This is a genomic window from Aromatoleum sp., from assembly GCF_036675785.1.
Taxonomy (GTDB): Bacteria; Pseudomonadota; Gammaproteobacteria; order Burkholderiales; family Rhodocyclaceae; genus Aromatoleum.
This window is the reverse complement of the sequence record NZ_JAKFEF010000061.1, coordinates 51589-70244: the sequence shown is the minus strand read 5'-3', so window position 1 is coordinate 70244 and position 18656 is coordinate 51589. Positions and strand designations below refer to the sequence as shown.

Annotated in this window: 14 protein-coding genes; 3 read left to right on the top strand and 11 right to left on the bottom strand. The window is 68.3% G+C overall.

Annotated features, from left to right (window positions below; genetic code table 11):
• Window position 1: 1 nt before the first annotated feature.
• Complete coding sequence (locus V6M37_RS12660; RefSeq protein WP_332673793.1) at window positions 2-1738, top strand: putative bifunctional diguanylate cyclase/phosphodiesterase; 1737 nt, start codon at window positions 2-4, stop codon at window positions 1736-1738.
• A 125-nt stretch (window positions 1739-1863) separates the two neighbouring features.
• A complete protein-coding gene (locus V6M37_RS12655) occupies window positions 1864-2973 on the top strand; it encodes a methyl-accepting chemotaxis protein (protein WP_332673790.1) in 1110 nt (369 codons plus the stop codon).
• A 99-nt stretch (window positions 2974-3072) separates the two neighbouring features.
• On the opposite strand, the gene V6M37_RS12650 is transcribed toward V6M37_RS12655, so the two are convergent.
• The 3 genes from V6M37_RS12650 to V6M37_RS12640 all read right to left on the bottom strand — a co-directional run bounded on the left by V6M37_RS12650 (window position 3073) and on the right by V6M37_RS12640 (window position 9799).
• Entirely contained in the window at window positions 3073-4818 is a 1746-nt protein-coding gene (locus V6M37_RS12650; protein WP_442881014.1) for an autotransporter assembly complex protein TamA, read from the bottom strand.
• 101 nt (window positions 4819-4919) lie between these two features.
• Complete coding sequence (putA, locus tag V6M37_RS12645) at window positions 4920-8612, bottom strand: trifunctional transcriptional regulator/proline dehydrogenase/L-glutamate gamma-semialdehyde dehydrogenase (RefSeq protein ID WP_332673789.1); 3693 nt, start codon at window positions 8610-8612, stop codon at window positions 4920-4922.
• 185 nt (window positions 8613-8797) lie between these two features.
• Complete coding sequence (locus tag V6M37_RS12640; protein WP_332673788.1) at window positions 8798-9799, bottom strand: class 1 fructose-bisphosphatase; 1002 nt, start codon at window positions 9797-9799, stop codon at window positions 8798-8800.
• A 194-nt stretch (window positions 9800-9993) separates the two neighbouring features.
• Between V6M37_RS12640 and V6M37_RS12635 the strand changes: the two genes are divergently transcribed.
• Window positions 9994-11259: a D-amino acid dehydrogenase gene (locus V6M37_RS12635; RefSeq protein WP_332673787.1), complete on the top strand. Its 1266-nt coding sequence runs from the start codon at window positions 9994-9996 to the stop codon at window positions 11257-11259.
• A 70-nt stretch (window positions 11260-11329) separates the two neighbouring features.
• Here the strand turns inward: V6M37_RS12635 and V6M37_RS12630 are convergent, their stop codons facing one another.
• The 8 genes from V6M37_RS12630 to dnaX form a co-directional block, all read right to left on the bottom strand.
• Complete coding sequence (locus V6M37_RS12630) at window positions 11330-11779, bottom strand: ClpXP protease specificity-enhancing factor (protein ID WP_332673786.1); 450 nt, start codon at window positions 11777-11779, stop codon at window positions 11330-11332.
• 44 nt (window positions 11780-11823) lie between these two features.
• Window positions 11824-12420 carry a glutathione S-transferase N-terminal domain-containing protein gene (locus V6M37_RS12625; RefSeq protein WP_312656704.1) on the bottom strand — a complete coding sequence of 199 codons (597 nt, stop codon included), beginning with the start codon at window positions 12418-12420 and terminating at the stop codon, window positions 11824-11826.
• 96 nt (window positions 12421-12516) lie between these two features.
• Window positions 12517-13272 carry a cytochrome c1 gene (locus tag V6M37_RS12620; protein WP_332673784.1) on the bottom strand — a complete coding sequence of 252 codons (756 nt, stop codon included), beginning with the start codon at window positions 13270-13272 and terminating at the stop codon, window positions 12517-12519.
• Window positions 13269-14537: a cytochrome b gene (locus V6M37_RS12615; protein ID WP_332673783.1), complete on the bottom strand. Its 1269-nt coding sequence runs from the start codon at window positions 14535-14537 to the stop codon at window positions 13269-13271. The genes V6M37_RS12620 and V6M37_RS12615 overlap by 4 nt, the downstream gene beginning before the upstream one ends.
• A 3-nt stretch (window positions 14538-14540) precedes the next feature.
• Window positions 14541-15134, bottom strand: coding sequence for a ubiquinol-cytochrome c reductase iron-sulfur subunit (gene petA / locus V6M37_RS12610; RefSeq protein WP_332673782.1), 594 nt, complete (start codon window positions 15132-15134; stop codon window positions 14541-14543).
• A gap of 206 nt (window positions 15135-15340) precedes the next feature.
• Window positions 15341-15934, bottom strand: a complete 594-nt coding sequence (recR, locus tag V6M37_RS12605; protein ID WP_332673781.1) for a recombination mediator RecR — start codon at window positions 15932-15934, stop codon at window positions 15341-15343.
• On the bottom strand, window positions 15935-16258 hold the full coding sequence (locus V6M37_RS12600) for a YbaB/EbfC family nucleoid-associated protein (protein ID WP_312656714.1): 324 nt from the start codon (window positions 16256-16258) through the stop codon (window positions 15935-15937).
• A 24-nt stretch (window positions 16259-16282) separates the two neighbouring features.
• Window positions 16283-18331, bottom strand: coding sequence for a DNA polymerase III subunit gamma/tau (dnaX, locus tag V6M37_RS12595; protein WP_332673777.1), 2049 nt, complete (start codon window positions 18329-18331; stop codon window positions 16283-16285).
• Window positions 18332-18656: the final 325 nt, after the last annotated feature.

Below are 18656 nucleotides of genomic sequence, written 5' to 3'. Positions count from 1 at the left end.
TGTGACGACGACGAGCAGTGCCGAAGCGCTTGCCGCGGTCGGACTCGACGACGCGGACCGGGCCGCGCTGCGCGCGTTTGCGCTCGCCGTCCCGACCCCCGCGTTCGAGCGTGCATTCGCGTGCGCGCTCGACGTACGTCTGCCGGCACCAGCCGCACCCACCTTCGCGGAGGCAAAGTTCTTCGGCGTCCTGCTCGAGCGCCTGCAGTGGACCGAAGCGGGCTGGCTCGACACGCTGGCAGGCGCATGGGCCGACTGTCTTCGCACCGGCGCCGGGGCGATGCTGCCGACGCGCGCGTTGTCGGCGCTGACCGAAACGGCACGCAACACGCTCGCCGACGGCGAGTGGCCCGGCGGACGGGCGGAGTGGGACATCCTCTCGGCGATCGAGAAACTCGTCCAGGCCGCGTCGGCGCGGCTGTCGGGGACGACCCTCGAAGAGCGCTCGCCACACCGTGAAAGCCGCGAAGGCGTCGACCCGGCGACCGGCCTGCCGACGCGACAGCACTTCGACGCCCTCCTCCAACAGGCACTCCGACACACCGGGCAAGACGGCGTCGGCCTGCTGCTGCTGCACCTCGACTGGGGCTCGAGCGACCAGCACCTGCTGACTGCGCAACGCGAGCGGCTCGGCCAGATGCTCGGCAGCGGCATGGGCGGCATCCTGCGGCCGGGCGATGTGCTGTCGGCGATCGGCGGACACGAGTGGGCGCTGCTGATACCGGCGCTGCGCAGCGCCGCGCAGATCCTGCTCGCGGCGCGCCGCCTGATCGACGTCTGCCAGCGCCTGATCGACAGCGCGTTTCCGCAGCTGCGCGTGCGGCTTCACGCGGGCTGCGCGCACGCGCCGGTGGACGGCACCGACGCGGAGGGCCTCGAACACGCCGCGCGCGCCGCGCTGCACAGCGCGCTGCGCAACGACCTCGAAGTCGCGACTTTCCGGCCCGAAATGGTCCCGGCGATGGAGTACGAGCGCGCGCTCGAACGCGACATCGCGCGCTCCGTCGACCGCCCGCCGTTCGAAATCTGGCTCCAGCCGCAGGTCTCGCTCGCGACCGGCCGATGCGTTAGCGCCGAAGCGCTGTTGCGCTGGCGGCGCAGCGAGGACGAATGGGTGCCGCCGCAGCAAATCGTCGACATCGGCGGCCGCCTCGGCCTGATGCCGGCACTCACGCGCTGGCTGATCACGCAGGTCGTGCGCATCATCGGCGAACTGACGGCGGGGGGAATCGACCTCCGCGTCGCGCTAAATCTCGTCGCTGCCGACCTGCACGACGAGGACCTGCCGCCGCTGGTCTTCCAGACTCTCGCCGCGTGGCGGGTGCCGGCGCAGAAACTCTGCCTCGAAGTCACCGAAGGCGCGCTGATCGGCGATCGCGAACGGGCCGCCGGCATCATCGAGCAACTGCGCCACGGCGGCTGCAGCGTCGCGCTCGACGACTTCGGCACCGGCTTCTCATCGCTCGGCTACTTGCGCGACCTGCCGGTCAGCGAGCTGAAGATCGACCAGTTGTTCATCCGCGACATGGTCGACTCGGAGCGCGACCGCGCGATCGTCACCGCCGTGCTGGCGCTCGCGCGCGGCTTCGGCATGAGCGTCGTCGCCGAAGGGGTCGAGGACCCGCGCACGGTCGACGCGTTGCGGCGGATGGGCTGCGATTACGTGCAGGGGTTCCATTTCGCGCGGGCGATGCCACAGCGCGAACTCGTGGACTGGATCCGCGCCCACAACGGATGACCGACCCTTCGCCGCCCCGCGCTTAATCCGTATCAAGTTGTTGCCGTAATGACCGACTAAACTGCTCAGCTATCGATCGAGCGTCACGTGAGAAGACAATGTTCGTTGTCCGCCAAAAGAAAACCGTGCTTGCCACCGACATGCAACTCGCGGCGCTCGCCGACGAGAACAGCGCGCTGCACGCGCGGATCGCCGCGCTCGAGGCGGAACGCTCCGCGCTGAGCGACGAGATCGCCGCGGCCCACCGCGAACGCGACGCACTGGCCGGCGTGTTCCGCAACCTCGGCAGCTTCGGCGAGTCGCTCACCGGCGTGCAGCAGTCGTTTCTCGGCCTCACGACGACGTTGAACGACGAAAAGCGCTCCGCTGCGGACGCCGCCGTGCAGTCCGACGTGAATCGCCTCGCGTTCGAGCGGATCGCCGACAATCTGAAGCGGATGTTCGGCACGATCAGCGACGCGTCGCAGCGCGTCGACGAGTTGCACAACCGCGCTTCCGAAATCGGCGGCATCGTCCAGCTGATCAAGGAAGTCGCCGACCAGACCAACCTCCTCGCGCTCAACGCCGCGATCGAGGCCGCGCGCGCCGGCGAGGCGGGCCGCGGCTTCGCGGTCGTCGCCGACGAAGTGCGGAAACTGGCCGAGCGGACCAGCACCGCGACCTCCGACATCACGTCGCTCGTGGCGACGATCCAGTCCGAGACCGCCGCCGCGCGCACCGTGATGCAGCGCGGCGCGACCGATGCGGCGAGCTTTTCCGGCGACAGCGAAGAGGCGATGCGCAGTATGGCGCACCTGCGCGGGCTGTCGCAGCAGATGGAGTCCGCGGTCGCGTCGTCGGCACTGCTCGCGGATGTCGAGCTCGCGAATATCGACGAGCTGATCCTCAAGCTCGAGATCTACAAGGTCTTTCTGGGCCTGTCCGACCTGCGCCCCGAGCAGATTCCCGACGAGACCGTATGCCGCCTCGGGCTCTGGTATTACGACGGCGAAGGCAAATCGCTGTTCTCGCGCCTGCCGGGCTACGCCGCGCTCGAAACGCCGCACCGCGCGGTACATGAACACGCGCGCCGCGCGCTGACGCTGCATTACGCCGGCAATGTCGATGGCGCGCTGACGGCTCTCGCGACGATGGAGCAGGCGAATCTCTCGGTCATGAGCGGGCTGGCGAAAATGCTGCAGCGCCCAGAACCGGACGGATCCGCGACGCCGACGCGCGACGCGCGCTCGCCGTAACACGTCGAAAGCGGGCTCCCCGAGTGGGGACGCCGACATCGAACGGGACTGTTCCCGCGGGTTCGCCGATAGAGCGGGCAGTCGGCCTTTCCCACCAGCTCAGAACGCGATCGCGATACCGAAATGCACGCGCAGCTGGCCGTCGTCCTCGCCGTACGCGAGGTCGATCGCGAGCGGTCCGGCCGGGCTTTTCCAGCGCGCGCCGACGCCGTAGCCGGCTTTCAGGTCGAACACGTCGCGGTCGTCGGCCGCGTCGCCCATGTCGACGAAGGTCGCCACGCCCCACTGCGGCCGGAACCAGTGCACGTACTCTGCGCTGAGCACCGCGAGGTAGCGCCCGCCGACGATCGCCTCGCCTTCGCGCACGCCGAGACTCTGGAACGCGTAGCCGCGCACCGTCTGCGTGCCGCCGGTACGGAACAGGAAGTCCTGCGGCACACCGTCACTGCTGTGCGCGACCGTCGCGCCGCCTTCCGCGCGCAGGATCAGCACGTCGCGCGCGGCGACCGGCTGGTAATACACGTAACGGCTGTACAGGCGCAGGAAGTCCTGGTCCGACAGCAGCGCCTTCGCGGCCCCGCCGATCTCGAACTGCAGCACGTCGCCGTCCCGCGGATCGAGCAGGTTGTCGACGCGCCGCCGCGTCCACGTCCAATTCGCCGTCAGCGCCTTGCGGCTGCTCGCCTCGGCGCCGTCCGGGTCGCGCTTTTCATGCTGCAGCCGGATCGCGAGGCGGGTGTCGATGTCGCCGCGCGTCTTCGTCCGCGCGACGCCGAACGCCTGCGTGAGGAGCTTGAGCCCCTCGATGTCGCTGCGTTCGACCGCGACCCCGACGCTGTCGCGATAGTTGTTCGCAGTCGGCGGCAGGAACACGTCCGCGTAACCCGCCTGGCCGCGCTGCTCGACGCGCAATGCAGTCGCAAGCTCCCAGCCGCGGTCGAACAGGTTCACGTCGCGCCAGCTCGTTTCGACGCGGAAGCCGGTGTTCGTCGAGTACCCGGCGCCGAACCCGAGCTGCCGCGACTGCGCTTCCGTCACCTGCACGCGCACCGGCACGGCCGCCGCCAGCGCCGGGTCGCGTTCGATATCGACGATCACCGACGCGAACTGCGGGTTGTTCTGCAAGGCCGTCTGCAGCGCGAGCAGGCGCTCCTGGTCGAACGGCTCACCCGGCTTGAGCAGGTTGAAGCGCTCGACGAAATCTCGCGGAAGATCCTCCAGCCCGGACACTTCGAGCGGACCGAGAAAGAAGCGCGGTCCCGAGTCGACCGTCACCGACAGACGGACCGTTCCGGCTTCCGGGTCGACCTCGGCGCGGCTGTCGGCGATGCGCGCAGCCGCGTAGTCGCGCAGCGACACGCCGTCGAGGAGGCGCCCTTTCGCGTCGTCCCACGCTGCCTGCCGGAACAGCTCGCCCTCGCCCAGCGCCCAGGCTTCGCGCAGCACCTTCCGCCGCTCGGCGCGCTCGGCGCCGTCGCCGGCGAGATCTCCTGCGAAGCGCAACTCGACGTCCGCGATCTTCGCCCGCAGACCCGGCACGACCGTGACCCGCCAGCGGTCGGGCCCGCGATCGAGGTCGATATCGGGCGTGAAATAGCCTTCGGTCGCGAGCAGATCCGCGGCTTCCCGCCGCGTCCGCCGCGCAAGCGCAGTGCGGTCGGCGCGCTCCTCCGGCAAGGTCTGGTGCTCCGGCTGCAGGATCCGCAGGTGGCGCTCGAGCAATGGCCGGACGCTGTCCGGCGCGTCGAGGTCGACCTGCAGCCGCTCCTGCGCGTGCACGCCGGCCGCGAGCGCAAGCCACGCGGCTGCAAGCACGGTCCGGCAGAGCTTCTGGGCGCGGGGCACTGTCACGCTCCGGATTCTAACGACGAGGCGCGGGAGCAGACATTCCCGTTGGCAAGTTGCGCCGCATCGCCGGGACCGGCCGTCCGCCTTCCGCTGCGGCCTCACGTACCCATCGCCATCAGGCTCGCGTTGCCGCCCGCCGCCGCGGTGTTGATGCTGAGACTGCGCTCGACGACGAGCCGGGCCGGATCGTAGATCGGCTGCGGCCGCACGAGCGCGCGGATCGGCCCATCGCGCGCGGCGAGCCGGCGCCGCCACGCGTCCGCGGACGCGTCCGGCCCGTCGAAGAGCAGCGCAGCGAAGCTGCCGGCCGCCCAGTCCGCATCGATCTCGACGTGCGCGGCCACGGCGGGAGGCAGGACGGCGAGCAGCGCGCGAGCCGCTTCGTCGTCGCCGAACACGATGCGGTTGCCGGTCGCGAGCGCGGCGAGGATCTGGTGGACAAGACCCGCGGCCGACGCCGCGATTCCGACCACGATGCCGCGCGGCAGAAAGGCGAGACTGTTGTCTTCGCCGGTCGGCCCGGCGAGCGACAGCCGCCGGCCGGTGAGGCTGCGCGACCGGTAGATCCGCGCATGGACGAGCAGCGCCGCGGCTTCGTCGACGCCGCGATCATCGCGATCGAGGACGGCCGGCGCCGCGCCCTCGAGCCAGCGGACGAAGGCGTCGAATGCGCTGCCGTCCCCGGTCGCGGTCCCGGTCCCCGTCTGTCCCAAGTCGGGGCCCGGACTGCGCCGCAGCAGCCGGTGCAGGTACAGCGGCCCGCCCGCCTTCGGCCCGGTCCCCGAGCGCTGCTCGCCGCCGAACGGCTGCACGCCAACGACGGCACCGATGATGTTGCGATTGACGTAGATGTTGCCGACGTGCGCCCGCGCGACGATTTCGTGGATCGTCTCGTCGATGCGCGAGTGGATGCCGAGCGTGAGCCCGTAGCCGGTCGCGTTGATGTCGTCGACGAGCCGGCGCAAGTCCGCGGCGCGGTAGCGCAGCACGTGGAGCACCGGGCCGAACACTTCGCGCTCGAGTTCGCCGAGGCGGCCGATCTCGATGAGCGTCGGTGCGACGAAGGTCCCGCACGCACAGCTTTGCGGCAAGTCGAGGCGATCGACGCGGTCGCCCGAACGCCGCTTCGCGTCGATGTGGCGTTCGAGTCCGGCCTGCGCGTCGGCGTCGATGACCGGGCCGATGTCCGCACGAACGTCGGCCGTGCCGCCGAGCGCGAGCTCGCGCAGCCCGCCCTTCAGCATGAGGAGGACGTGGTCGGCGATGTCGTCCTGCAGGCACAGCACGCGCAGCGCCGAGCAACGCTGACCGGCCGAATCGAACGCCGACGCGAGCGCGTCGGCGACGACCTGCTCGGGCAGCGCGGTCGAATCGACGATCATCGCGTTCTGGCCGCCGGTTTCCGCGATCAGCGGCACATCTCCACCGCGCGCGGCGAGCGTCCGGTTGATCCCGCACGCGACCTCGGTCGAACCGGTGAACATCACGCCGCGAACGCGCGGGTCGGCGACGAGCGCCACCCCGACGTCCTCGCCGCGGCCGGGCAGCAACTCCAGCGCGGCCGCCGGGACGCCGGCCTCGTGAAAGAGCCGTACCGCGTACGCGGCGATCAGCGGCGTCTGTTCGGCCGGCTTCGCGAGCACGGGATTTCCGGCGACGAGCGCCGCGGCGATCTGACCGGTGAAGATCGCGAGCGGGAAGTTCCACGGGCTGATGCAGACGACCGGACCGAGCGGGACATGCGACGAGTTGTCGAAGTGGCGCGCCTGGGCCGCGTAATAGCGGCAGAAATCGACCGCCTCGCGCACTTCGCCGACCGCGTTCGCCCACGACTTGCCGGCTTCGCGCACCGCGAGCGCGATCAACACGGGCCCGTCGCGCTCGAGGAGATCCGACGCCCGTTCGAGAATGTCGGCCCGCCGCGCGGGAAGCACGGCCGCCCAGTCGGCAGCGTAGGCCTCCGCCGCCGCGAGCGCTGCCGCGACCGCGTCCGCGTCCGCCTCGATGACTTCGCCGACGATTTCGCTCGCGTCGGCGGGATTCCTCACCGCTCTCGCGCCCCCCGTCGCAGCGGCCGGGACCGCGAGCATCGGCGACGCCCGGTGACGCGTCGCGCGGCTTGCGAGCAGCGCTTCGGCGAGGCGCCGTCGCACCGGCTCGCTCGCGAGGTCGTAGCCGGCGGAGTTGCAACGGGCGCGCCCGTAGAGGTCGGCGGGCAGCGGGATGCGCGGATGGGGCGCCCCGCCGAGGCCCTCGGCCGCGGCGACCGGGTCGGCGATCAGCTCCTCGACCGGCACGCGCGCGTCGACGATGCGATTGACGAAGCTCGTGTTCGCGCCGTTCTCGAGCAAGCGGCGCACGAGATACGCGAGCAGCGTCTCGTGGGTGCCGACCGGCGCGTAAATGCGGACCATCCGGCCGAGCGCCGGGTCGCCGACGATCTGGTCGTACAGCGGCTCGCCCATGCCGTGCAGGCACTGGAACTCGTAGTCGCCGCGACGGTAGTTGCCGTCGGCCAGATGCAGGACCGCGGCGAGCGTCTGCGCGTTGTGCGTCGCGAACTGCGGGTAGAGCGCGTCGCGCGCCACGAGCAACTTCTTCGCGCACGCGAGGTAGGACACGTCCGTATAGACCTTGCGCGTATACACCGGGTAGCCCGCGAGGCCGTCGATCTGCGCGCGCTTGATCTCGGCATCCCAGTACGCGCCTTTCACGAGCCGCACCATCAGCCGGCGGCCGCTACGCCGCGCGAGGTCGACGAGCCAGTCGATCACGAACGGCGCGCGCTTCTGGTACGCCTGCACGACGAAGCCGAGGCCGTCCCAGCCGTCGAGACCGGGATCGGGCACCAGCGCTTCGAGCAGATCGAGCGACAGCTCGAGCCGGTCGGCTTCCTCCGCATCGATATTGAGCCCGATGTCGTAGCCGCGCGCGAGCGCGCACAGCGCCCGGAGCTTCGGCAGCAGTTCGCCGACGACACGGTCGCGCTGCGACCAGGTGTAGCGCGGATGCAGCGCCGAGAGCTTGACCGAAATGCCGTTGCCGTCGACGACTCCGCGCTGCGCCGAAGCGTTGCCGATCGCGTGGATCGCGTGCGCGTACGCTTCGTAGTAGCGCTGCGCGTCGGCCGCCGTCATCGCCGCCTCGCCAAGCATGTCGAATGAATAGCGATAGCCGCGGCTTTCCGGCTCGCGGCCGCGCTCGAGCGCCTCCTCGATCGTCCGTCCGGTGACGAACTGCTCGCCGAGGAGGCGCATCGCGAGGTCCATGCCCTTGCGGATCAGCGGTTCGCCGCCGCGGGCGACGACCTTCTGCAGCGCGCTCGCGAGCCCTTCCTCGCTGCGCGTCGCGACGAGCCGGCCGGTGACGAGTAGGCCCCAGGTCGCCGCGTTGACGAACAGCGACGGGCTGTGGCCGAGGTGCGCGCGCCAGTCGCCATGCGCGAGTTTGTCCCGGATCAGCCGGTCGGCGGTCGCCCGGTCCGGCACCCGCAGCAGCGCCTCGGCGAGACACATCAGCGCGACGCCCTCCTGGCTCGACAGCGAGAATTCCTTCATCAGCGCGTCGACGCCGCTCGAACGGCTGCGCTTCGTGCGCAGGCCGCTGACGAGCCGGCGCGCGAGGTCGTGGATGGGCTGGTGTATCGCCGGCGGCATGCGCGCCGCGGCGACGAGCGGCGGGACGCAGGCCGGCTCGGGGGGGCGCGTCGCGGTGGTGATGCGCTCGCGCAACGCGGATCGGGGGGCGTCGGGCAGCGCCGCGCCAGAGAGCGGAAACGTGTCGAAAGTCATGACCGTCAGACTCCTTCGAGGCCAATCGGACACGGCCCCGGGCCGCCGCGAGGCACAACGCTTGCGCCGTCGGACCCCGCGGGGCTCGCGATGCGTCTCCAGCGGATCCGGGGCTACCCGGCAAAAATTCCGGTCAAATCCGGCCGGAGCACCCGCTCGACCTCACGAGGGCGTCCGGCCGCGGTTCAGCCTTCCAGGTGATAGCGCGTCACGCGCTCGACTTCGCTCGTCGAGCCGAGGATCACCGGCACGCGCTGGTGCAACTTCTCGGGTTGCACGTCGAGGATGCGCTGCCGCCCCGTCGTCGCCGCACCGCCCGCCTGCTCGATGATCATCGCCATCGGGTTCGCTTCGTACATCAGGCGCAACTTGCCGCCCTTGTCGCGGCACTTCTCGTCCATCGGGTACATGAAGATGCCGCCGCGCGTGAGGATGCGATGCACGTCGGCGACCATCGATGCGACCCAGCGCATGTTGAAGTCCTTGCCGCGCGGGCCGGTCTTGCCTTCCTGCAGCTCGGTGACGTAGCGCTGCACCGGCGGTTCCCAGAAGCGCGCATTCGACGCGTTGATCGCGAATTCCTGCGTATCGACCGGGACCGTCATGAACGGATGCGTATAGACGAAGCTGCCCATCTCGCGGTCCAGCGTGAAGCCGTGGACGCCGTTGCCGACCGTCAGGACCAGCAGGGTAGACGGGCCGTACAGCGCGTAGCCGGCGGCGACCTGCTCGCTGCCGGGCTGCAGAAAGCAGCCTTCGTTCGGCTCCTTCACGCCTTCCGGAAAGCGCAGCACCGAGAAGATCGTCCCGACCGAGATGTTCACGTCGATGTTCGACGAGCCGTCGAGCGGATCGAACAGCAGCAGGTAGCCGCCCTTCGGATAGTCGAACGGAATCTGGTGCACTTCCTCGACCTCTTCCGAGGCCATCGCCGCGAGGTGACCACCCCATTCGTTGGCCTGCAGCAGGATCTCGTTCGCGATGACGTCGAGCTTCTTCTGGGCCTCGCCCTGGACATTGTCGGTGCCGGCTTCGCCGAGCACGCCGGCGAGCGCACCTTTCGACACGTTGACGGCGATCGCCTTGATCGCCCGCGCGACGACCTCGATCAGCAGCCGCAGGTCCGGGTTGGTGCGGCCGGCGCGCTGCTGCTCGATCAGGAACTGGGTTAGCGTGACACGTCGCATGTAATGACTCCTTGTTGATCCGGCTACGCCGGACTTCTGCGTGATTCGCTTCGAAACGGATTATCCCGCGGAAGACCGGATGCTGCACCTGCACTTTCGCGCGAAGCCGGTTATGATCGGCCGGCACCGCGTGACTTCTTCCCACGAACACACCCGTCCGCAGCGTCATCCACCATCGGACCGCTCCACCGCCTATGCATGTCATCGTTCTAGGCGCCGGAATCACCGGCGTCACGACGGCCTGGTATCTCTCGCAGGCCGGCTTCGAAGTGAGCGTCATCGACCGCCAGCCCGCAGCGGCGCTCGAGACGAGCTTCGCGAACGGCGGGCAGATCTCGGTCAGCCATCCGGAACCGTGGGCGAACCCGGCCGCGCCGCTGACCGCGCTGCGCTGGCTCGGCCGCAAAGACGCGCCGCTGCTGTTGCGCCCGCGGCTCGATGCGGCGCAGTGGCGCTGGGTGCTCGCCTTCCTGCGCGAATGCCTGCCTCAGCGCAGCCGGCGCAATACCGACGCGATCGCGAGCCTCGCGGTGCACAGCGCCGAGCGCCTGCGCGCGCTGCGGGCGGCCACCGGGATCACCTACGATCACCTCGAGCGCGGCATCCTGCACCTGTTCTTCTCGGAGAAGGAATTCGGCCATGCGCGGGAACGCGTCGCCATGCTCGCGTCGCACGGCATCCGCGCCGAAGCATGCAGCCCCGCCGGGTGCGTCCGCATCGAGCCCGCGCTCGCGGGTCTGCGCTCCGAGCTCGCCGGCGGCCTCTACGCGCCCGACGACGAATCGGGCGACGCTCACCGTTTTACCCAGGCGCTCGCCGACCATGCCCGGGCGGCGGGCGTCCGCTTCCACTTCCGCACGACGGTCAGCCGCATCGCACGGCTCGGGGGGCGCGTCGACGGCATCGAAGTCACGGACGAAGCGGGACGGCCGGGCATCCTCACGGCGGACGCTTACGTGCTTTGCCTCGGCAGCTACGGAACACGGCTCGTCGCCCCGCTCGGCGAACACTTGCCGATCTACCCCGTGAAGGGCTACTCGGTCACCGTCCCGGTTGCCGACCCGACGCGCGCGCCATGCGTCAGCCTGACCGACGAGTCGCGGCGCATCGTCTGCTCGCGGCTCGGTGACCGCCTGCGGATCGCCGGAACCGCCGAACTCAGCGGTTTCGACACCACGCTGCGCCCCGAGCGCTGCCGCTCCATCCTCGACTGGCTCGATTCACGTTTCCCGGGGGCCGGCGACAGCGCGAAAGCGCAGATGTGGGCGGGGCTGCGCCCCGCGACGCCCGGCAACCTGCCGCTGATCGGCCGCAGCCGCTTGCCGAACCTCTGGTACAACACGGGACACGGCACGCTCGGCTGGACGCTCGCGTGCGGATCGGCCGACTCGCTCGCCGAACTGATGGCGGGCCGCCGCCCGAAGGTCGCGGCGTTTCCGTTTCTCCCCGGCGACCACTGAACGGCACGGCAGCGGCGGCGAAACGTGCGCCGGACGCCCTGCGGAGCCTGGCGCCGCGGAAGTCGCCGGCTTACTTGACGACCTTCAGGTGGCCCCGCCCGCCCGCGGGCCGCGCGCCGCCTGTCGACGGCGAATCGGGGCCGGGCTGCTCGGGCTCGTCGTCATCCTCGCCTTCGATCAGCGCCGCCTGCTCGCCCTCCGCGGTCGCCGCGTCCGGCTCGAACGCCATGCCGTGGCCGTTCTCGCGCGCGTAGACCGCAAGAACGTTCGACACCGGAATCGACAGTGCGTGGGCCGCACCGCCGAAGCGCGCCTGGAACGTGATCAGTTCGTTCCCCATCAGCAACTGGTTCGTCGCGTCGGGGCCGAGATTCAGCACGATCTGGCCGTCGCGGGCATAACCGGGCGGCACGACGGTGCGTTCGTCGACGAGCACCGCGATGTGCGGCGTGAACCCCTGGTCGACGCACCATTCGTAGATCGCGCGTATCAGGTAGGGTTTGGTAGTTACGTGGGTCATCGGAAACGGTCAGTAGCGCCCCCTGCAAGAGAGGGCTTCCGGCATCAGCGCCGCATCACCTTCTCGGACGGCGTCAGCGCGTCGATGAAGCCCTGGCGGCTGAAAATCCGTTCGGCGTACTTCATGAGATTCGCCGCGGCCTTCGGCAGTTCGATGCCGTAATGCTCGAGGCGCCACAGCAGCGGCGCGATCGCGACATCGAGCATCGAGAACTCGTCGCCGAGCATGAACTTCTGCTTGACGAAGATCGGCGCGAGCTGCACGAGCTGGTCGCGCACGTGGGCGCGATCCTTCTCGGCGCCCTTCTGGTTCTTCTCGAGCGCATCGATGTGCGAGAAAAGCTCCTGCTCGAAGGTGTGCAGCAGTTGCCGGGCGCGCGCCCGCAGGATCGGATCCGGCGGCATCAGCTGCGGGTGCGGAAACCGCTCGTCGATGTATTCGTTGATGATGTTCGCCTCGTACAGGACGAGGTCGCGATCGACCAGCACCGGGACGCGGTTGTACGGATTGATGACGGCGATGTCTTCGGGCTTATTGTAGAGATCGACATCGATGACCTCGAAGTCCATCCCCTTTTCGAACAGCACGATCCGGCAGCGATGACTGAACGGATCGGTTGTGCCGGAATACAGGTTCATCATGGTCTTGCAGCTCCAGATACAAAAGCAAAGCGCACCACGCGAAGATCGCGTGGTGCGTCAGGTTCATTGAAGACGCGGATCAGATTCCGTAGCGACTCAATGAATATCCTTCCAGTAGTTCTTCTTCAGAGCATAGGAAAGCACGAACAGGCCCGCCAGGAAGATCAGCACGACGATGCCGACCGTCTTGCGCTTTTCGGCAACCGGCTCGCCCATCCAGACGAGGAAGGACACGAGATCGGAGACCGTCTTGTCGTACTCCTCGACGCTCATCTTGCCGGGCTTCGCGAGTTCGAGCGCGATGCTCTTCGTGCCGTCCTCGTGCTCGGTGACCTTCGCGATCTGCTCGCCCTGCAGCTCCCACAACACGTGCGGCATGCCGACGTTCGAGAAGATCACGTTGTTCCAGCCAGTCGGCCGTGCCGGGTCACGGTAGAACTGGCGCAGGTAGGTGTAGAGCCAGTCGGCGCCGCTGCCGAATTCCGACGCGCGCTGGCGCGCGATCAGCGTCAGGTCCGGTGGGGTCGCACCGAACCAGGCCTTCGACTCGGCAGGCCGCATCGCCACCTTCATCAGATCGCCGACGCGCTCGCCGGTAAACATCAGGTTGTCGCGAATCTGCTGCTCGTCGAGGCCGATCTGCTCCAGCGTGTTGTAGCGGGCGAAGCTCGCGCTGTGGCAGTTCAGGCAGTAATTGACGAACGTCTTCGCGCCGTTCTGCAGCGCAGATGGGTCGGTGCTGACCGGAGCCTTGTCCAGGTGCAGCGCCGCGCCCGCGGCCAGCGCGATCGCCGGTGCGAACAGGGCCGCCGCGGCAAGGCGCTTGAGAGTCTTGATCACACTAATGCTCATTTGAACGTCACCCTTTCCGGTTCCGGTTTGCACTTGTCGATTTTGCTGTACCACGGCATCAGCAGGAAAAATGCGAAGTACAGCACCGAGCAGATCTGCGCGACCAGCGTCCGGCCCGGGGTCGGCGGCAGCACGCCGAGGTAGCCGAGGATGAAGAACGCGACCAGGAAGACCGCCAGAATCGCCTTGAACAGGCCGCCCTTGTAACGGACCGACTTCACCGGGCTGCGGTCGAGCCACGGCAGGAACGCGATGATCACGACCGACGCGCCCATCGCCACGACACCCCAGAACTTCGCATCGACACCGAACAGCGGATAGGTCACCGCGCGCAGGATCGAGTAGAACGGCGTGAAGTACCACACCGGCGCGATGTGGGGCGGCGTCTTCAGCGGGTCGGCCGGAATGAAGTTGTTGTACTCGAGGAAGTAACCGCCGCCCTCGGGCGCGAAGAACACGATCGCCGAGAAGAAGATCAGGAAGCCGACGACGCCGGCGATGTCCTTCACCGTGTAGTACGGATGGAACGGGATGCCGTCGAGCGGAATGCCGTTCGCGTCCTTCTTCTTCTTGATCTCGACGCCGTCCGGGTTGTTCGACCCGACCTCGTGCAGCGCGACGATGTGCGCGGCAACGAGGCCGATCAGCACCAGCGGCACCGCGATGACGTGGAACGAGAAGAAGCGGTTCAGCGTCGCGTCCGACACGACGTAGTCGCCGCGGATCACGAGCGACAGGTCGGGACCGATGACCGGAATCGCCGAGAACAGGTTCACGATGACCTGCGCGCCCCAGAACGACATCTGGCCCCACGGCAGCAGGTAGCCCATGAACGCTTCGGCCATCAGCGCGAGGAAGATCAGCGTGCCGAAGATCCAGATCAGCTCGCGCGGCTTGCGGTACGAACCGTAGAGCAGCCCGCGGAACATGTGCAGATAGACGACGATGAAGAACGCCGACGCGCCGGTCGAATGCAGGTAGCGGATCAGCCAGCCGCCCGGCACTTCGCGCATGATGTACTCGACGCTCGCGAATGCGACCGGAATCCCGGAGGCGTTGACAGAAGCGTCCGGCTTGTAGTGCATGACCAGGAAGATGCCGGTCAGGATCTGGATCACCAGCACGAGCAGGGCCAGCGAACCGAAGAAGTACCAGAAGTTGAAGTTCTTCGGCGCGTAGTACTCGGACAGGTGCGCCTTCCAGGTCGACGTCAGCGGGAATCGCGCGTCGATCCAGTTGACGAGTGCTTGGGATTTCGTTGTCATCGCTTAGGCCTTTCCGTCGTCACCGATGAGGATCTTCGTATCCGCGAGGAACTTGTACGGCGGGATCTCGAGGTTGTCCGGCGCCGGCATGCTGCGATAGACGCGGCCGGCAAGGTCGAACAACGAGCCGTGACAGGGACACAGGAAACCGCCGGCCCAGTCGGGGCTCACACCGCTCTCGGCGCCGACCTTGAACTTGTCGCTCGGCGAGCAGCCGAGGTGTGTGCAGATGCCGACCGCGACGAGATATTCCGGCTTGACCGACCGGTACTTGTTTTGCGCATACTCCGGCTGCATCGGTTTTTCGGAACCCGGGTCGCTGACCAGCGGCTCGGTCTTGTCGAGCGACGCGAGCATTTCCGGCGTCCGCCGCAAAATCCACACCGGCTTGCCGCGCCACTCGACCGTCATCATCTCGCCCGGTGCGAGCTTGCTGATGTCCGCCTCGACCGGGGCGCCAGCAGCCTTCGCACGTTCCGACGGCGTCAAGCTGGCGACGAACGGCACTGCGGTCGCGACCGCGGCGACGCCACCGGCGGCCGATGTTGCGACAAGCAGTTGCCGGCGGCCACTGTCCATCTTCTGATCCACGCTCATGACATCATCCCTGAAAGGAAACCTGTTTCCGGATACAAAAAACCGCCGGATTCTACCAAACTGCCCGCAACATAAAAAGCATATCGGCGAAAGGTGTTTTTGGATCATGGCTTTAGCATTGGGCACACACACGAAAGCCCTTGCGGAACAAGGTTTTTTTGTGCAGGACAGCACCGGCGCGGCGCAACGGACCGCGGAGACGGAATTCAGAGGCGCCGGCGCTCGATCAGCGCCTGCGCGATGGTGCCGGTATCGGTGTGTTCGAGTTCGCCGCCCACCGGCACGCCGCGCGACAGGCGGCTGACCCGGACCCCGCGCGCGGCGAGCAGCTCGGCGATCATGTGGGCGGTGGCCTCGCCCTCGTTCGTGAAGTTCGTCGCGAGGATGACCTCTTCGACGACGCCGTCGACCGCGCGCGCGAGCAGTTTTTCGAGCCCGAGCTCGCGCGGCCCGATGCCGTCGAGCGGCGACAGCCGGCCCATCAGCACGTAATACATCCCGCTGTAGGCGTGGGTCTGCTCCATCATCGCGAGGTCGGCGGGCATTTCGACGACGCACAGCAAGGATGCGTCGCGCTGGGGATTGGCACAGCGCTGGCAGATTTCGGTTTCGGTGAACGTGTTGCAGCGCTCGCAGTGGCGCAGCACTGCGAGCGCATTGCCGAGCGCGCGGGCGAGCCGTCCGGCCCCGCGCTGATCCCGTTGCAGCAGGTGATAAGCCATGCGCTGCGCGGATTTCGGGCCGACGCCCGGCAGCCCGCGCAGCGCTTCGATCAGCTCATCAAGACTCGAAGGCGACATTCAGAACGGCAGCTTCATCCCGGGCGGCAGGTTCAGCCCGGACGTGAAGCCGGCCATCTTTTCCTGCGTCGTCGTCTCGACCCGGCGCACCGCGTCGTTGACGGCGGCAGCGAGCAGGTCCTCGAGCATTTCCTTGTCGTCCATCACCGAGTCGTCGATCGTGACGCGGCGCACGTCGTACTTGCACGTCATCAGAACCTTGACCATCCCGGCGCCGGACTGGCCCTCGACTTCGACCGAGGCCAGCTGCTCCTGCATTTTCTTCATGTTTTCCTGCATTTGCTGGGCCTGTTTCATCAGCCCGGCGATTCCGCCTTTCATCATCGCTTGGTTCTCCGGAAGAGGGATTCAAAGAGGTCTTACCGATGCTTCCACGAGGGACGCATCGAATCGTTCGATCAGTTCGCGCACGAACGGGTCGCGCTCGAGCGCGGCAACGGCCTCGACGTGGCGCGCGCGCTTTTCCACCTGGTCGCGCTGCGCCGGTGTCTCGCCCGCGATCGCGCCGGTCTCGATCGTGAGCCGCAGCGGCCTCGCGTAAAAGGCGCCGAGCGCATCCTGCAGGCGGTCGGCGAGCGCCGGGTTCATACCGAGGAGGTGGCGGTGGGTTTCGGACAGCCGCAGGCTGACGACATCGTCGGCAAGAGCGATCCATTCGCAGTGCTGCGCGAGTTCCCGCACCATGCCGCCGAGCCCGAGCGAGCGCACGGTGGCGTGCCAATCCAGCGCCGCGACGTCGCCGGCGTCTCCCGGGGCGGCATCCGAACCGGTGCGCGGCGCGACCGCGGGGGCAACGCGGGAAGAGCCCGGTGTGTCGGACTGTATCGCCTCAACCGCCGGCCCCGTCTCGCTCGCCTCGCGCCGCGGAGCCGAGGGGTGAACCGGCATCACCGGCGCGGCGGGAGCGGCTGCCGATCCGTCTGTCGAATGCATCAGCGGCGGAGTATCGCCAAGCAGCGCTTCCGGGGGCAGATCCTCCCACGGCGGAACCGAATTCGACGGCGCGCTCGGGTCGTCCGAAACGGGGACCTGTCGTGCGGACGGCGCAACAGCGCGCGCCGGTCGCTCATCGTCACGCAACCGCCGGGTTGCCGCGCCCCCGGACTCCGGCGCAGCCCATCGGGATGAGCCTCCGGGCGCGATAGCCGGAGCGGCCCGCGCCGCGGCGGCGGCCGGCCTCGCCCCTCCGTCGAAGCGCTCTCGGCCGCTCGCCCCTCCGGCGGCGGGACTCGCACTCGACAGCCGCGGAATCGCGCGGGCGCGACCCGGACCGTCATCGCCGTTCGCAACGCCGTGGCTGCCAAGCGGTGATGGCTGCTCGGGGCGGAAGGCGTGCAGACGCAGCAGGCTCATCGTGAAGCCCGCATAATCGTCCGGCGCAAGCGAGAGCTCGTCGCGGCCGTGGATCGCGATCTGGTAGGCGAGCTGCAGGAACTCGGCGTCGAAGGCTTCGGTATAGGGCGCGAGGCGCTGACGCTCCGCGTCGTCGGCGATCGCTGTCGGCGCGAACTGCGCGAGCGCGATGCGGTGGAGCAGCGATGCGAGCGCCTGCAACGCGGCATCGAACGACAGGCTGCGCGCCTCCATGCAATCGGCCACCGCGAGCATCGCGGCGACATCACCAGCCGAGAGCGCGTCCAGCACCGCGTACAGGTGGTCGTCGCCGACGGTGCCGAGCATGTGCGTGACCTGCTCTTCCTCGACCTTGCCCGAGCCGTGCGCGATCGCCTGATCGAGCAGCGACAGCGCATCGCGCATCGAGCCGCCAGCCGCCTTCGCGAGATGGCGCAGCGCCGGTGCCTCGAACGGCACGTCCTCGGCGGCGAGAATGCGGGCGAGATGATCGACGATATGCCCCGGGGGCATCTGCTTGAGGTTGAACTGCAGGCAGCGCGAAAGCACCGTAACCGGGATCTTCTGCGGGTCGGTCGTCGCGAGGATGAACTTGACGTGTTCGGGCGGTTCCTCCAGCGTCTTCAGCATCGCGTTGAACGCATGCCCGGTCAGCATATGGACTTCGTCGATCATGTAGACCTTGTAGCGCCCCTGCACCGGCGCATAGACCGCCTTGTCGAGGAGCGCCGCCATGTCCTCGACACCGCGGTTCGATGCGGCGTCCATTTCGACGTAATCCGGAAAGCGGTCGGCGTCGATCGCTTGGCACGCCGCGCATTTCCCGCAGGGTTCGGCCGTGACGCCCGTTTCGCAGTTCAGCGCCTTCGCGAGGATGCGCGAAATCGTCGTCTTGCCGACGCCGCGCGTGCCGGTGAAGAGCCATGCGTGGTGCAGACGACCGGTAGCGAGCGCATGGCTCAGCGCCCGGACGACGTGCTCCTGGCCGATCAGTGTGGCGAAACTCTTCGGCCGCCACTTGCGCGCGAGAACCTGATAACTCATGGCCGGATTCTAGCAGAGCCCGCCCGTCGCTCCGCTGCGCAGATCGGCGGCCACGCCGGCATGTCGCCCCGCACCTCACCGAATCAGCGGATCGGAAGTTTCCGCTGGGCGGAAAGTTGTCCTACCCTTCGATCATTAATTCCGTGGGGATGCGCCGGCGGCGAGACTCGCGGCCGGGCGCGGAGAAGCGCTGCCGGCAGCACGGCGGCGTTCGGGAACGACGCTCAGCATCGTCGATCAGATAACGGCGAAGGGGCGCACGGGCACGACGCTGGCGCAGATCGAGGTCGTGATGCCCGAAGGCGCGGAGTTTGGAGGGGAAGCG

Bases quoted from the DNA above. Each gene is read 5' to 3' on its own strand.
- putA (WP_332673789.1), bottom strand. From the start codon at position 8,612: ATGACTTTCGACACGTTTCCGCTCTCTGGCGCGGCGCTGCCCGACGCC.
- V6M37_RS12640 (WP_332673788.1), bottom strand. From the start codon at position 9,799: ATGCGACGTGTCACGCTAACCCAGTTCCTGATCGAGCAGCAGCGCGCC.
- V6M37_RS12635 (WP_332673787.1), top strand. From the start codon at position 9,994: ATGCATGTCATCGTTCTAGGCGCCGGAATCACCGGCGTCACGACGGCC.
- V6M37_RS12630 (WP_332673786.1), bottom strand. From the start codon at position 11,779: ATGACCCACGTAACTACCAAACCCTACCTGATACGCGCGATCTACGAA.
- V6M37_RS12625 (WP_312656704.1), bottom strand. From the start codon at position 12,420: ATGATGAACCTGTATTCCGGCACAACCGATCCGTTCAGTCATCGCTGC.
- V6M37_RS12620 (WP_332673784.1), bottom strand. From the start codon at position 13,272: ATGAGCATTAGTGTGATCAAGACTCTCAAGCGCCTTGCCGCGGCGGCC.
- V6M37_RS12615 (WP_332673783.1), bottom strand. From the start codon at position 14,537: ATGACAACGAAATCCCAAGCACTCGTCAACTGGATCGACGCGCGATTC.
- petA (WP_332673782.1), bottom strand. From the start codon at position 15,134: ATGAGCGTGGATCAGAAGATGGACAGTGGCCGCCGGCAACTGCTTGTC.
- recR (WP_332673781.1), bottom strand. From the start codon at position 15,934: ATGTCGCCTTCGAGTCTTGATGAGCTGATCGAAGCGCTGCGCGGGCTG.
- V6M37_RS12600 (WP_312656714.1), bottom strand. From the start codon at position 16,258: ATGATGAAAGGCGGAATCGCCGGGCTGATGAAACAGGCCCAGCAAATG.
- dnaX (WP_332673777.1), bottom strand. From the start codon at position 18,331: ATGAGTTATCAGGTTCTCGCGCGCAAGTGGCGGCCGAAGAGTTTCGCC.